At 60.6% G+C, this 13,350-nt stretch carries 11 protein-coding genes; 4 read left to right on the top strand and 7 right to left on the bottom strand.

All coding sequences use genetic code 11. The features are described from left to right. Positions 1-8: 8 nt before the first annotated feature. Both araH and OSJ75_RS08655 read left to right on the top strand, forming a co-directional pair. Entirely contained in the window at positions 9-962 is a 954-nt protein-coding gene (gene araH / locus OSJ75_RS08660; RefSeq protein ID WP_267227596.1) for an L-arabinose ABC transporter permease AraH, read from the top strand. Positions 963-1,093: 131 nt separating this feature from the next. Beyond that, positions 1,094-3,262, top strand: a complete 2,169-nt coding sequence (locus tag OSJ75_RS08655; RefSeq protein WP_267227595.1) for a TonB-dependent siderophore receptor — start codon at positions 1,094-1,096, stop codon at positions 3,260-3,262. Positions 3,263-3,405: 143 nt separating this feature from the next. Here the strand turns inward: OSJ75_RS08655 and OSJ75_RS08650 are convergent, their stop codons facing one another. The 4 genes from OSJ75_RS08650 to OSJ75_RS08635 all read right to left on the bottom strand — a co-directional run bounded on the left by OSJ75_RS08650 (position 3,406) and on the right by OSJ75_RS08635 (position 7,341). Continuing rightward, positions 3,406-3,786, bottom strand: coding sequence for a hypothetical protein (locus OSJ75_RS08650; RefSeq protein WP_267227594.1), 381 nt, complete (start codon positions 3,784-3,786; stop codon positions 3,406-3,408). A gap of 165 nt (positions 3,787-3,951) precedes the next feature. Then, the gene (locus OSJ75_RS08645) at positions 3,952-4,941 is read right to left on the bottom strand and encodes a TRAP transporter substrate-binding protein (protein ID WP_267227593.1); all 990 of its coding nucleotides are present in this window, start codon (positions 4,939-4,941) and stop codon (positions 3,952-3,954) included. Positions 4,942-5,162: 221 nt separating this feature from the next. Next, a complete protein-coding gene (locus OSJ75_RS08640; protein ID WP_250015894.1) occupies positions 5,163-6,134 on the bottom strand; it encodes a cupin domain-containing protein in 972 nt (323 codons plus the stop codon). A 262-nt stretch (positions 6,135-6,396) separates the two neighbouring features. Next, positions 6,397-7,341: a 2-hydroxyacid dehydrogenase gene (locus OSJ75_RS08635; RefSeq protein WP_323748359.1), complete on the bottom strand. Its 945-nt coding sequence runs from the start codon at positions 7,339-7,341 to the stop codon at positions 6,397-6,399. A gap of 421 nt (positions 7,342-7,762) precedes the next feature. Here OSJ75_RS08635 and OSJ75_RS08630 point away from each other — a divergent pair, with 421 nt between their 5' ends. Then, complete coding sequence (locus tag OSJ75_RS08630; RefSeq protein WP_267228025.1) at positions 7,763-8,890, top strand: iron-containing alcohol dehydrogenase; 1,128 nt, start codon at positions 7,763-7,765, stop codon at positions 8,888-8,890. Between the two features lie 39 nt (positions 8,891-8,929). Further along, positions 8,930-9,676: an SDR family oxidoreductase gene (locus OSJ75_RS08625; protein ID WP_267227592.1), complete on the top strand. Its 747-nt coding sequence runs from the start codon at positions 8,930-8,932 to the stop codon at positions 9,674-9,676. Positions 9,677-9,767: 91 nt separating this feature from the next. On the opposite strand, the gene OSJ75_RS08620 is transcribed toward OSJ75_RS08625, so the two are convergent. From OSJ75_RS08620 to gspD, 3 genes are all read right to left on the bottom strand, one after another. Next, complete coding sequence (locus OSJ75_RS08620; protein WP_267227591.1) at positions 9,768-10,580, bottom strand: type II secretion system protein GspK; 813 nt, start codon at positions 10,578-10,580, stop codon at positions 9,768-9,770. Between the two features lie 103 nt (positions 10,581-10,683). Continuing rightward, complete coding sequence (locus OSJ75_RS08615) at positions 10,684-11,244, bottom strand: prepilin peptidase (protein WP_250015898.1); 561 nt, start codon at positions 11,242-11,244, stop codon at positions 10,684-10,686. Continuing rightward, entirely contained in the window at positions 11,241-13,322 is a 2,082-nt protein-coding gene (gene gspD / locus OSJ75_RS08610; protein WP_267227590.1) for a type II secretion system secretin GspD, read from the bottom strand. Before gspD ends, OSJ75_RS08615 begins: the two co-directional genes overlap by 4 nt. Between the last annotated feature and the right edge of the window lie 28 nt (positions 13,323-13,350).

Genomic DNA, 13,350 nt, shown 5'->3' with positions numbered 1-13,350 from the left:
CGCAATCGATGAACTCGTTGAAAAAAATCCTTCTTGGCGAACAGGGGCTGGTGGTGATCTTCGCCATTGCCTTCGTGATCGTGTCGATCTTCGTTCCGAACTTCTTGACCGAGCGCAACATGCTCGGCCTCTTGCAATCGGTGGTCACGATCGGCATCGTCGCCTGCACCATGATGTTCTGCCTGGCGTCGCGCGATTTCGATCTATCGGTCGGCTCGACAGTCGCCTTTTCGGGCATGATCGCGGTCATGGTGTCCAACGCCTCCGGCTCGATCCTGCTGGGGCTCCTGGCCGCCCTTCTCGCCGGCAGCGCAGTCGGCCTCGTCAATGGCGTCGTGATCGCAAAATTCCGGATCAACGCGCTGATCACCACCCTTGCCACCATGCAGATCGTCCGCGGCCTGGCGCTGATCTCGTCCGAAGGCCGCGCCGTCGGCATCAATGATCCCAACTTCTACCAGCTGGCCTTGTCGCGCATCTTCACCATCCCGACGCCGATCTGGATCATGATCCTGCTGTTCATCCTCTTCGGCTTCATCCTCAATCGCACGGTGTTCGGCAAGAACACGCTGGCGATCGGCGGCAATCCCGAAGCCTCGCGGCTTGCTGGCGTCAACGTCGTGCGCATGCGGATATGGATCTTCGCCCTTCAGGGTCTCGTGTGCGGCATCGCCGGCATACTGCTCGCGTCCCGCATCACCTCTGGACAACCGAATGCTGCAACGGGCCTGGAACTTTCGGTCATTTCCGCCTGCGTTCTCGGCGGTGTTTCACTGGCCGGAGGACGTGCGGCCATGACCGGCGTTATTGTCGGCGTGCTGATCATGGGCATTGCCGAAAACGTCATGAACCTTCTCAACATCCAGGCCTTCTACCAGTATGTCGTGCGCGGTTTCATTCTCCTGATCGCAGTTCTGCTCGATAACATGCGATCTGCGGCGGCGGGCAGAGGCCGGGAATAAGGGGCCGTCGGGAGACATATGTGGCATTAATCCCACATATCCCGCAATTTACCGAAAGAGCTTGAAAAGGAAACTATTGTTCTCATGTTTTTCTGGCTACATGTCGGTCATTAATACCGACGGGTGGCCTGATGTCCTTTCATTATCAAAAGAAACTCAATCTCATAGCGCTCTCATTTTGCGGTCTGCTATATCAGGCACTTCCCGCCGCCGCTCAGGACGACCGCACTGCTTCCGGCACGATCAACCTGGAGCCCATCATTATCCAGAGCGGCAGAGAAGCGAGCGCCGCGGAAGAAGCACTGGTTGGAAGCGGCCCGGTGGACGGTTACGTGGCCACTGGCACAACCACCGGCTCCAAGACCACGACGCCGATCATCGAGATCCCGCAGTCGATCTCCATCATCACTCGCGACCAGCTTGATGATCGCAACGTCCAGACGCTTGGACAGGCCCTGGGCTATTCGGCTGGTGTCATTGCAGAGCCCTTCGGAAATGACGTACGTTATTTCAATCCGCTGATCCGCGGCTTCGAGGCCAAAGACAGCGTCTACCTCAACTCGTTCCGCTTTATCCGCGATTTCGGCGCGCTGGCCTTCGAACCTTACAGCCTCGAGCGCATCGAAGTCCTGCGTGGACCTTCTTCCGTGCTGTACGGCCAGGGTGAGCCGGGCGGCATGATCAATCTGATCTCCAAGCGGCCGACATTCACGGATTTCGTCGAAGTGGGCGGCGAGATCGGGACCGACAGTCGATATGTCGGCAAAGTGGATGCGGGTGGCACGTTCGGTGAGGATTTGGCCTGGCGCTTGAACTCTCTCGGGCGGCTTGCCGACGGTGACCAGGATTTCATCACGGACGACCGCTTCCATATTGCGCCGTCAGTGACCTGGGCGCCAACTGACGACACCGCCCTCACCATTCTTGGTAGCTTCCAGCGCGACACGGGAACCTCGCAGGTCGGTCTGCCGCAGGCCGGCACCCTGGACTTCAATCCCCACGGAACTGTTCCGATCAACCGTTACCTTGGGGAGCCCGATTTCAACGATAACGAAAGCACTCTCTGGACACTGGGCTACGAGTTTCGCCATCGGTTCGACGAAGTCTTCGAATTTCGCCAGAATGCGCAATATCTGTCTTTCGACGCAGACTTCAACGGCCTGTACTTCAACAGGCTGAATCCTGCAGACCTGCGCACAGTTACGCGCGGTGCAAGCGTTCAGTCGGAGGAACTCGACAGCTTTGGCATCGACAATCAACTGGAAGCTCAATTCGAAACTGGTCTATTGGAGCACAAAGCGGTTTTCGGGATCGACTATCGCAACACCAACCAGTGGCGCTCGTCTAATTTTACCGGCAGCCGCACGACGATCGACCTTTTCAATCCAGTCTATGGCACGCCGATCACCTATGATCCTGCCCGGGCCAGCATAAGCGACGTACGCCTGATGCAGACCGGTCTTTATGTTCAGGACCAAATTAAGATCGACCGACTTTCGTTCATGCTCGGCTTGCGCCAGGACTGGGCTGAGACGCGCAATCACGAAAGCGGAACAACCCAAAGGGACCATGCTCTCACTGGGCGGGCGGGCGCCGTCTACCTGTTCGACAACGGGCTTGCACCCTTTGTCAGCTATTCCACCTCGTTCGCTCCTCAAGCTGGCACGAATGACATCACCGGCGATCTCCTGCAACCCACCGAAGGCGAGCAGATCGAGGCCGGAATCAAGTACCAGCCTGCCGGCAAGAAGAGTTTCATCACTGCTAGCGTCTACAACCTCACCAAGACCAACATTGCCTCTGAGGAAATCAGGGCTGGCTTCCCAGGTGCGGTAACGACACAGATAGGCGAAGTGCGTTCGCGCGGCTTCGAAATCGAAGGCGTTGCGAGCCTTGCTGAAGGGCTGGATCTTCTGGCGAACTACACCTACACCGATGCCGAGATCACCCAAGGCGATATGACGGCCACGTCCACGACCGGCAACCGGCCCGCCAATATTCCGCGCCATGCAGCCTCTCTGTGGCTTGACTACACCTTTGCGGAAAGCACCGCACTGGCCGGTTTCTCGGTCGGCGGTGGCGTCCGCTATATCGGCTCGCGGTATGGCGAGAACGCCAACGCTATCTCCCTGCCTTCCGTCACCCTGTTCGACGCAGGTCTGCGATACGAGAAGAACAACTTCACTGCCGCGATCAATGTCCACAACATCGCGGATGAACGCTACGTTGCAAGCTGCAACTTCGGTTGTTTCTACGGTGAAGGTCGTTCGGTCATCGCATCCTTCAGCCATAAATGGTAACGCCTCCAGCGAAACTGGAAGCCAAACCTGCTGGATGGATTGCAAAATTCGGTCGGGACGAAGGTGGCTTGCCGCTGACGCGGTTGTGCCGTCAGTTCCGGTGTATTGCTGCCTGAGCGCACGCGGTAAATCCTGTCCTTCAATCACGGAAGGGATGCGTCATGATCGACGTATTCCACAATGGTCCCATCGGCATGCTTGAAGCGCGTTTTGCGCCCCACGGGCGTCTTTTGGACCGGCTCGAGTTGCTGGCCGCCATTGTTCAGCAGAATGGCGATTGCCGTCTCCAGTCGGTCAACCTTGATCGTCAACCGCGTCGCCTCAAATGGCGCACGTCGATCGGGTAGCCCAGCGACGATCAGCACGGACAGCGTCTTTGAAGTGACTGCCGCCAGTTCCAGCTCAGTTCCGGGGTCGGTGAAGCGCAGGCTGACCTCGCCCGATAGCAGCGAACGATAAAAATCGATCGTGCGGTCGATAGCGTCAGGATCGACAAAGACGCGGACGTAGCTCTCAAGAATCATCACAATAACCAGGTCGATAATCGTGTCACAGCGATTGCAACCCTATTGGTTCGGTATTGCTGCGTCCACCATCTGGCTGCACTTCAACCCGGACCAGACGCATTATGCTTCTGCAGATTGACGCCGGAGCAGGTGAACCGAGCCCCGGCGCCACGGAGGTGGATGTTACTTGGCACCCATAGCCGATCGCGCCTGCTCGACCAGATCGACGCCGATCTTATCGCTGTATTCCTTCACGACAGGCGCAACGCGCTCGCTCATGGCTGCAAGCGCTTCAGGCGTCGGGCGGGTGATCTTGAAGCCCTTCGCTTCGAGTTCCCCCTCCAGATCCTCTGCGGCCTTGCGAGAAAGTTGCCGCTGGAAGGTTGCCGATTCCTTCGCGGCTTCCATGACGATTGCCTTGTCTTCCTCGGAGAGGCTTCCAAACCACTTCTGGCTCGCGAGCAGAACGAACGGGGTATAGACATGGCCCGTCTTTGCCAGATGGCCCTGCACCTCATAGAATCTTGCGGTACTGATCAGAGCGTACGGCGTCTCCTGACCGTCGACTGCGCGATTTTCGAGGGCACTGTAGAGCTCAGGCCAGGGAAGCGGCGTCGGATTGGTCCCCAGAGCCGACCAGGTCGCAATGAACAACGGGTTGGGGATGACCCGGATATTGAGCCCGGCCATATCCTCCACCGTGTTGACGGGGCGAACTGCATTGGTCAGGTGGCGGAAGCCGTTGTCCCACCATGCCAGCCCGACAATGCCGGTCTTTTCCTTCAGCTGTGCAAACAGCTGCTCGCCGACCGCGCCGTCCATAACGGCATCGGCCGCCGCGAAGTCCTTGAAGAAGAACGGAAGGTCGAAGAGCATGAATTGCGGAACGACGCCGACCAGATTGGGAGTCGGGCCGACCATGATGTCGATGAAACCGGCCTGAACCGACGATTGCATTTCGGGCTCGCTGCCGAGCACGCCGTTGCCGAACGTATCGATCTTGATGCGACCACCGGTTTTCTCTTCCACCAGCTTCGCAAAATGGCGCGAGGCCTGTCCCACCGGATGATCTTCCGTGGGGACGTAGCCCAGGCGCGGATTCTGGGCCAATGCGGGAGCTGCAGCCAGAAGGCTTCCCAGCAGCGCCGCCGTCAGAAACAGTATTTTCTTCATAATTCAACCTCCCAAGAATTGGTTCACAGGAACCAGAATGCGAAAACTGCCACCACTCAGGAACAGGACCGGCGTCACGACAATGGCCCGTTCGGCCAAGAGTAACGATATTGCATCCCAGGTTCCTGAAGCGGCGGGTACGCTGCTCTGCTACGGCGCCGACGTATGCGATCCCCGAACCACACCGCCGGCGCCAAAGTCAGGTCAAGCCAACGGCACGATCAATCCAGCCATCCCCTGCCCGAGAGCGGGGGCATCGGGGGGTTGGGCTGGCTGGCAGTCGGCGGCCAGTTGTGCGTACCGGTCGGAAAGGGATTGATGGCAATCCGCGTGTCGAATCCCGGACAATAGTTCGCTGCCGAATGCCAGCGGCCGGCCGGGACATAGACGATATCGCCAGCTTCCGAGACGAAGCCAGGCAAGCCCTCGATGTTGTATTGAATCTGGCCCTCCATGATGAACCAGAATTCGCCATAGTTGATGTGCCGGTGTCCGAGCGCCGTTGGTGGCTGCATGTTGCAGTCGCGCGCGCTGCCGCGGATCGCGTTGAGGAACAAGCCGGGAGCGACTACGAATTGGAACGCAGCCGGGTCGGTCGTGAAATTCCTCGTAGTCACATTGCCCGTCCCAAGGGCTTCTTCGCCCGGATCCTGCCGGGTCAACGCCCAGGTCATTCCCTTCTGCGGCTTCGGCAAGGTTGCCGCCGCCTGCGGGTAAGTGATTTTGGCGTCCGCGGTGAAAACCTCGAAATGCAGGGACGGCACCGGGCCCACGTTCTTCATCTGGAACTGCGTGCGCGCGGGAACCTGAACCATAGAGCCCTTGGTCGCGGTAAACGGCGCCTGGCTCCCGACCGTGAACTCGATCGAACCCTCCCAGACAATGAAGGCCGCGCGGGTGTCCGATATGAACATGGCCGGCGACTGATCACCGACCGCCATTTGCACCCATGAAGCCTGCAGGTGCTTGTCGCTGACGACCTGCTCGTGCCAGGTCTTGGTCTGTTTCGGGCGGGGGATTCTAGCGCGTACGTCGGCAATCGTCGTCCGCGGCTTGTTCGGGTGCTTGTATGGCGCCAGCGCTACCGGCTTTGGCGTCCAAGTAAACACACTCTGTGCAAGAGCACCGGTAACCGTTACCCCCCCGATGGCCAGCGCGGCCACGAGGGCCAGTCCGCCTTTCCGTAAATTCATGACAGTCACTCCTCCTCTATCTGCTTGATCGATGGAGATCGTGAAACTGACCCAACTCCCCCAGGCATCGACCAATTCAGAAGTTCCACATAGTGGACATTTTGTCCAACATAGAATAATGGGCAGACTATTAGCGGATTGTCAACGCTTCATCTCCGCACTTCGGAGCCCACCGATCAGATGCTTGCCGATTGGATTGAACGTCGTAGCTGCTAACTTCAATTGAAGGTGTAGGAAGCATCGATAGCCGAACGGACGCGGTCTAGGGTACGGGCGTGATCGGCGCTCCACTCTGGAACCAGGCGATCACGTTCTGTGCCACGAGGTCCGCCATTGCGGTGCGCGTACTGACCGACGCGGACCCTATATGTGGCAGGATTGTCAGGTTATCGAGCGCCAGCAGCTCGTCGGAGACATTGGGTTCATCCGCGAGCACGTCGAGGCCGGCAGCCGCAATGGTTCCTGTGCGCAGGGCGCTGATCAGCGCATCCTCGTCCACGACGGTTCCGCGGCCCACATTGATGAACACGCCCTCGGGCCCGAGGGCGGACAGCACCTCCGCGTTCACGCTGTTTGCGGTCGATGGATCCCCCGGTACGATGGAGATGAGCACGTCGACGGCACTGGCAAGTTCCAGAAGTGAAGGAAAGTAGTCGTACGCGACTCCGTCCGCCCGGCGCCGGCTGTGATAGGCAATAGGAAGCCCAAATGCTTCAATTCGTCGGGCGATGCAGCGGCCGATTCGCCCCATTCCATAGATACCGACCCTCCGGCGCCGCAGCGTCAGACGGCTGAGCGGGTACTCCGATGCTTTCCACCGGCCCTCGCGGACGAACGCTGCCGCCTTGGGTATCTCGCGCACGACGCTGATAAGGAGCCCCAGGGTGAGATCGGCGACCTCCTCGTTCAGGACATCAGGGGTGTTCGTGACGACGATATTCTTGCTGCGTGCGTAGGCAGCATCTACCGCGTCGTAACCGACGCCGTAGCTGGCGATAATCTCCAGGTTGGGAAGGGCGTCGATGAACTGCCGATCGATTCTGGTGCGACAGGCCACGCCGCGAATTGAAGCCCGTACTTCCGGGGACAGATCGGCATGAATGTCACAGTCAGGGGTTTCGACCAGCGTGAAATGCGTTCCGAGCATGCGCCGGGCATGCTCGTGCATCCAGCCTGGTATCAACACGGTGGCGGCGGGTTTCGACAACGGTTTTCCTTTCGGTTCGGGGGTGCGCCGACGCCAATTGCTACAGGCATCGGTGATTGTCGCGTGGAAGGCCTTGCGCAATGTTTTGATCGTGAACGGCAGACTTGATGACGGCTCCATTCCCGAGATGATCGACGGTTGCCCTCTCGGTCCGCCATCAAATGTCCATATAGTGGTCAATCTGTCTACAAATCGGTAAAGCTCTGTACCCTTTTTGTCAAGACAGGGAGCACGTCGGCCAACACGAAGCAGAGCTTGACAATTGCAGAGTTCTGCCTAGTCTGTGGGCAATATGTCCACATGATGAACGATGTGGTTCTACGATGGTCGCGTGTTCGTATCCGCCGGCTGCACCAACTGTACCGCGTGGACGGTGGCTGCGGCGATGTATGAGGGCGGAATATCCAAGGAGTGTAGCAGTTTGAATAATATAAACTACCTTACAAGCATCAACTTCGGGCTTGGAGCAGCCGAGTCACTGGCAGAGACGTTGCGCGAACTCAGCGTATCGCGCCCTTTGGTGATCAGCGATCACGGCATCAAATCTGCTGGTCTGCTTGAACGCCCGGTTTTCGAGTTCCTGAAAACGGCGCCGGTGTTCCTGGACGTTCCCTCCAACCCAACCGAGAGCGCAGTTGCTGCTGGTCTCGCGCTGTACAGGCAAGGTAACTGCGATGGGGTAGTGGCCATTGGCGGCGGCTCACCGATCGACCTGGCCAAGGGCGTGGCGCTGCTCGCCACGCACGATGGTGAACTTGAGCATTATGCAGCGATATTGGGCGGGGTGGCGCGTATCACGGCGGCGGTAGCGCCGCTCGTGGCAATTCCGACAACGGCGGGGACTGGATCGGAAGTCGGGCGCGCGGCACTGATCACACTGGACGACGGCCGGAAGCTCGGATTCATCAGCCCGCACCTCATCCCGCGCAGGGCGATCTGTGACCCGGGTTTGACAATGGGGCTTCCCCCGGCTCTGACGGCATCGACAGGGCTCGACGCACTGTCACATTGTATCGAGACCTACCTTTCCCCCCGCTACAATCCGCCTGCAGAGGCAATTGCCACCGACGGCTTCAAACGCATCTGGAAGGCCTTGCCTGTTGCCTACGCGGATGGAGCAAACGCGGAGGCGCGGGCCGAACTCATGATGGGCGCCCTCGAGGGGGGCATGACGTTTCAGAAGGGGCTTGGAGCCGTCCATGCGCTTAGCCATGCATTGGGCGGTCTCAAGGAGGCGAAGCTTCATCACGGGACGCTCAACGCCATCTTGATGCCGACGGTCCTTCGGTGGAACGTGGAAGTTGAAGCAGTTGCCAGGAAGGTCAACTACCTCGAAAGCCTGGCTGGACTTGAAGGAGAAACCCTCGCAGACGCACTGGACGAGTTGAACAGTCGATTGGGCATCACACCCAGATTGTCCGAACTTGGGGTGCCCCGCCACGTCATCGATTGGGTGTGTGAGCGAGCCATCGCAGACCACTCTCACCCCACCAATCCACGTCCTCTGACCAAGGAAGACTACGCCGCGATCCTCGAGGCCGTTTTCTGAGCCGAGAACGTTCGTAGGCAAAATCGAGGAGTTGATTCCGTGAGACCTATTGTAATCGTGACGGGTGCGAGCCACGGCATCGGCGCCGCAACGGCTCGGCTATTCGCCGCCGAAGGCTATGATGTTTGCATAAACTATCTTTCGGACACCGCCGCAGCGTCCAAAGTCGTCGAGGCGTGCGAGGCCACTGGCGCCCGCGCCATCGCCGTGCAGGGAGACGTGGGCAAGAAGGAGGATATCCATGCGCTGTTCGGCGCCTGCGACGAAAAACTTGGGCGAGTGACCTGCCTGGTCAACAATGCCGGGATCATTGGCAAAGCCGGCAGGATAGAGGAACTCCAGCCTGCGGTGCTGGAATCCGCTTTCAGGATAAACGTCTTCGGCGTCATGTACTGTATACAGGAGGCCGTGAAGCGCATGTCCACTCGCCGGGGCGGCCAAGGCGGGACGATCGTGAACATGTCGTCGCTGGCCGCCTTCCTCGGCAGCCCCAACGAATATGTCCACTACGCTGCCACTAAAGGGGCAGTGGAATCCATCACCTTCGGCGCTGGCAAGGAGCTGGCACCCGAGGGCATCCGCGTCAACGCCATCCGTGTCGGGACCACCAACACGCGGATACACACGCAAGGCGGAAATCCCGACCGCCCAGCCAGGATTGCCGCGGCAACGCCCATGGGACGCATCGCGGAGCCCGAGGACATCGCGCGCGCCGCCCTGATGCTCGCATCTCCTGGCTCCGGCTTCATGACAGGAACCTTGATCACGGTGGCTGGGGGGCTCTGATGCTCCTGCGATCGGGAAATCTCACAGAGAAGTGCCGGGTTTACCCGGCACTGAAGCCGGGATGCCCGACCGCCGGCACCGCGCGAGCATTTCATTCCAGCTCGATTGCCGCGCGACGCCAGTCAAGCACTCTGTAGGGTGCCTCGTCCACGTTCGATACAAGTATCAATGCCTCGAAAGATTCGCTGTAGCCCGACTGCAGGGTCGTCTTGAGCTCGACGCGCCAGCTCGGTGCCTGCGCCGACGTGTTGAAGGTCACCCCCGCCAGCGACTGGTCGAGTTGGTCGCGCGACAGGCGGCCGGCGTGGAAATCCTTGATCGCCTTTAGCGCCGACGGCGGCAGGCCGGGAATGTCGCCCAGCAGGCCGTCATCGAGCGCTTCCAGGCGAACGCCGGGCAAGCCGGAGGAAACGGTGACATAGGGTTCGATGCCGATGGCGATGGCGGGTGTCATTCCCGGGAAGGCGGCGAGCTCGGAGACCGTCTGAAACAACTTTGTGTCGTTTCCGGCCTGCTGAGCGGAACCGGCCGGCTGTCCGTTCTGCGGTGTCGGCCCGGCGCGGCGGCCGATGATCCTTGTCGCCAGATCGTCCGCGATTCCGGGAGCGGCGCCCGCTGCTCGCAACGCGCCAACGATGAGCGGCCGCTCGGCGGTGTTGAGATCGATCCGCAACGCCTCATTTCTCACGGAGATGGATGCGATCCCCGCCGGCAGGGTGATCGTGGAAGATATCAGATCGTTCAACGTGCGCACGCCGTCGGGCGGGCCCGCGCGGATCTCGGCGGCTGCCTGCGACAGCCCGGCTTCCGCCAGAATGCGCGCCGATGCCTTGTCTTCCGTGATGCGCACACTGGCGACGACCCCGCTCATCTGCACGCGAAGGACAACAGCAAGGAATCCCAAGAAAATCAAAATCCACAGGACGCTGACGAGGATTGTACCCCGCCGGCTCGTTGACGAGTTCACGCCCACTGCCGCAAGGCCCTCCCCGGCTCAAACAATGTGGTCACCATACGATGGGCAGCCACGCCCACACGATCACCAGGGCCGGCGCGAGGAACGTTCCGAATGGAATCTTCGCAGCGGCCCGCAACGGTCTGCGCAAGCGCATCGCCCGCAGCGCGATGAAAATCAGCGCGGCCGATGCGGCAAGCATGATCTGAACGCCGGTCCCGGAAATCCCGACGAGCAGTGCCGATGCCCCAAGCAGCTTGATATCGCCCATCCCGAGCCCGGTCTGCCCGCGCAGGCGCTCGTAAAGCATACCGAACAGCCACAGCGCCCCTCCCAGCATCAGAGCGCCTTCGGCCCGAACGGTGAGCGCTTCGGGGTCTCCCGACGCGGCAAGCCACTCGGCAAACCCGACAAGGGGGATGCCCAGCGTGTAGTGGTCGGGAATGAGCATCGTCGCCAGGTCATGAACGGTGATCGCCGCCGCCAGCAGGCACAGCACGGCCCAAGCCGCCAACATATATGTGGTTCCCCCGACGATTGGCGGGAATGTCACTGCGGCGACGACGGACGCCACGATTGCGATGGCCCGCGGCCGCGCCACGAATATCTTCATTCGATCATTGTCTTGGCTGGCCGCCGTAGCGACATGTTCTTGGACGGCTCGTTCATCAGCCGCAACTCCGACCGCATCTGCTCAGCCACATGTTGCGCATCCAGGCTGTCGCGGATGACCTGCGTGCGGATCAGGATGATGAGTTCGGTGCGAGTCGCGGAATTCTGGTTGGATCGGAATGCGTCGCCGATCAGCGGAAGGTCGCCGAGCACTGGCACACCGTCGCGGCCGCGCTGCTGGCGCTCGTTGATCAGGCCGCCGAGCATAACGGTCTGCCCGCTTGTGACCGATACGGTCGAGCTGACCTTTCGTTGCGATATGGTCGGCGTCAGCGACTGCGCCTGGCTTCGCTGCACGGAGCTGATCTCCTGCTGAATGACCAGGTTGATCGTGCCGTTGCCCGTGATGCGCGGCAGAACGTTCAGGATGACGCCGGTATTGCGGAACTCGACATTGTTGACGACCGGCGCCTCCGGGTCGGTCACGGATTGCGCCGTGCGTGTGACGATAGGGATCTCGTCACCGACCTGTAGTACGGCCGGCTTGTTGTCGAGCACCACCACCGAGGGCGAGGAAAGCACCTTGACTTCGGCAACGCCGCGCAGGGCGTCGATGACGACGCGCGGCTCGGTTTCGGGGCCGAGCAGCAGGTTGAAGCCCGGGAGAGTCCTGGACAGCACAGCCTTGCCTGCTTCCTTGACCAAGCCCCCCGAGCCCTTGTCGCCGCCCAGGCCGAGATCGTTGGATTTCAGGAAGAACTGCACGCCATAGCGCAACTCGTTGGTCAGGGTCACCTCGGCGATCGTCGCCTCGATGGCAACCTGCTCCTGCGGGCGGTCGAGCGCGACGAGGGCCTGTTCGATGAGCCGCTGCTGGTCCGGCCTCGCATAGACGAGAATGGTATTGTTCTCCGGGTTCGCAGTGATGTGCACGCCGCCCTGGGACGAGTTCGTGTTGCCCGCCGCCGGAGCCGGCGTTTCGCCGCCTGTGTTCGGCAGTTCATCCGCCATGCGCTGATCCGGCGTCGCAACGGCCGGCTGCGAACCGGTTGCTCCCTGATTCTGGCCGTCGGCCTGTGAGCCAAGCGAAAACTGCGAGCCGGGCGGAAACTGCGAGGCCGGATCTTCCGAAGCCGACGATGCCGAGCCGCCGTTGAATATCTCGTTGACCATCGATGCAAGGCGCCGTGCCTGCAGGTGCTGGACCTTGTACACGCGCAAATTGGCGGCAGCCGCGTCGAGCCGGTCGAGCCGCTTGATCCAGCTCGCTGCGCGCTGCAACTGGTTGCGCGTCTTCGCCACCACCAGAATCGCGTTGCTGCGCTCGATCACCTGGACCCTGATCGTGTTGCGGCCGCGACCGCCCTCCCCGATGTCGAGCACGCGGTTCAGCTCGGGCATCATCGCCTCCGCGCTCGAATTGTTGACGGGGAAAATACCGACCGACTGGTCCGCCATCCAATCCTGATCGAAGGACCGTGCTGCCTCGATCGCCGCAGTCCGCTCCGTCGCCGTCCCCTGGAAGATCAGCGCGTTGCCGCCCGGATCCTCGCGCACCATGCCTGCACGGGCGACGAAGTTCTCGAGCAGCGGAAGGATCGTGCTGGCGGCAACGTGCTTCAGTGGCAGGACCGTTGCGCCATAGCCGGGCTGGATGGTGGTGCCCCGATCGAGCTCAGCTGCTCCGAGTGCTTCGTTCGCAGGCATCAACCGCAAACGGTCGCTTTCGCGCACCATGGCCACGCCGTTGCTGCGCAGCGCGGACTCGAACATGGTGAGGATTTCCGGGGCCGGCATAGGCTTCGACGTCGTGATCGAGACGCGCCCGGCTACCCTTGGATCAATGGTATAGCTGATGCCGAGCACTTCACCGAGAACGGTTCGCGCGGCCACCTTGATCTCGGCTTCGTCGAGATTGACCTCGAACTCGCCGCCGCTCAACCGCTCGAGCGACTTGCGCTCGCCGGCAGTCAGTTGCTGTGCGTAGCCATAGTAAACTTCACCCTGTCGGTTGTTCTGCGCACGGCCCAGGCCGAGCTTCGACAGAAAACCACCGCCGGAAGGCTTGCGGGCACTCAAATCTGCGTTAGCGACCTTGTCCAGGAGG

This window comes from Phyllobacterium sp. 0TCS1.6A (assembly GCF_026420825.1).
Classification (GTDB): domain Bacteria; phylum Pseudomonadota; class Alphaproteobacteria; order Rhizobiales; family Rhizobiaceae; genus Phyllobacterium.
This window is presented reverse-complemented; position numbering and strand designations above follow the sequence as displayed.

What these genes read in the sequence shown, in the direction of transcription:
- araH (WP_267227596.1), top strand. Translation starts at nt 9, where the DNA reads ATGAACTCGTTGAAAAAAATCCTTCTTGGCGAACAGGGGCTGGTGGTG.
- OSJ75_RS08655 (WP_267227595.1), top strand. Translation starts at nt 1,094, where the DNA reads ATGTCCTTTCATTATCAAAAGAAACTCAATCTCATAGCGCTCTCATTT.
- OSJ75_RS08650 (WP_267227594.1), bottom strand. Translation starts at nt 3,786, where the DNA reads ATGATTCTTGAGAGCTACGTCCGCGTCTTTGTCGATCCTGACGCTATC.
- OSJ75_RS08645 (WP_267227593.1), bottom strand. Translation starts at nt 4,941, where the DNA reads ATGAAGAAAATACTGTTTCTGACGGCGGCGCTGCTGGGAAGCCTTCTG.
- OSJ75_RS08640 (WP_250015894.1), bottom strand. Translation starts at nt 6,134, where the DNA reads ATGAATTTACGGAAAGGCGGACTGGCCCTCGTGGCCGCGCTGGCCATC.
- OSJ75_RS08615 (WP_250015898.1), bottom strand. Translation starts at nt 11,244, where the DNA reads ATGAAGATATTCGTGGCGCGGCCGCGGGCCATCGCAATCGTGGCGTCC.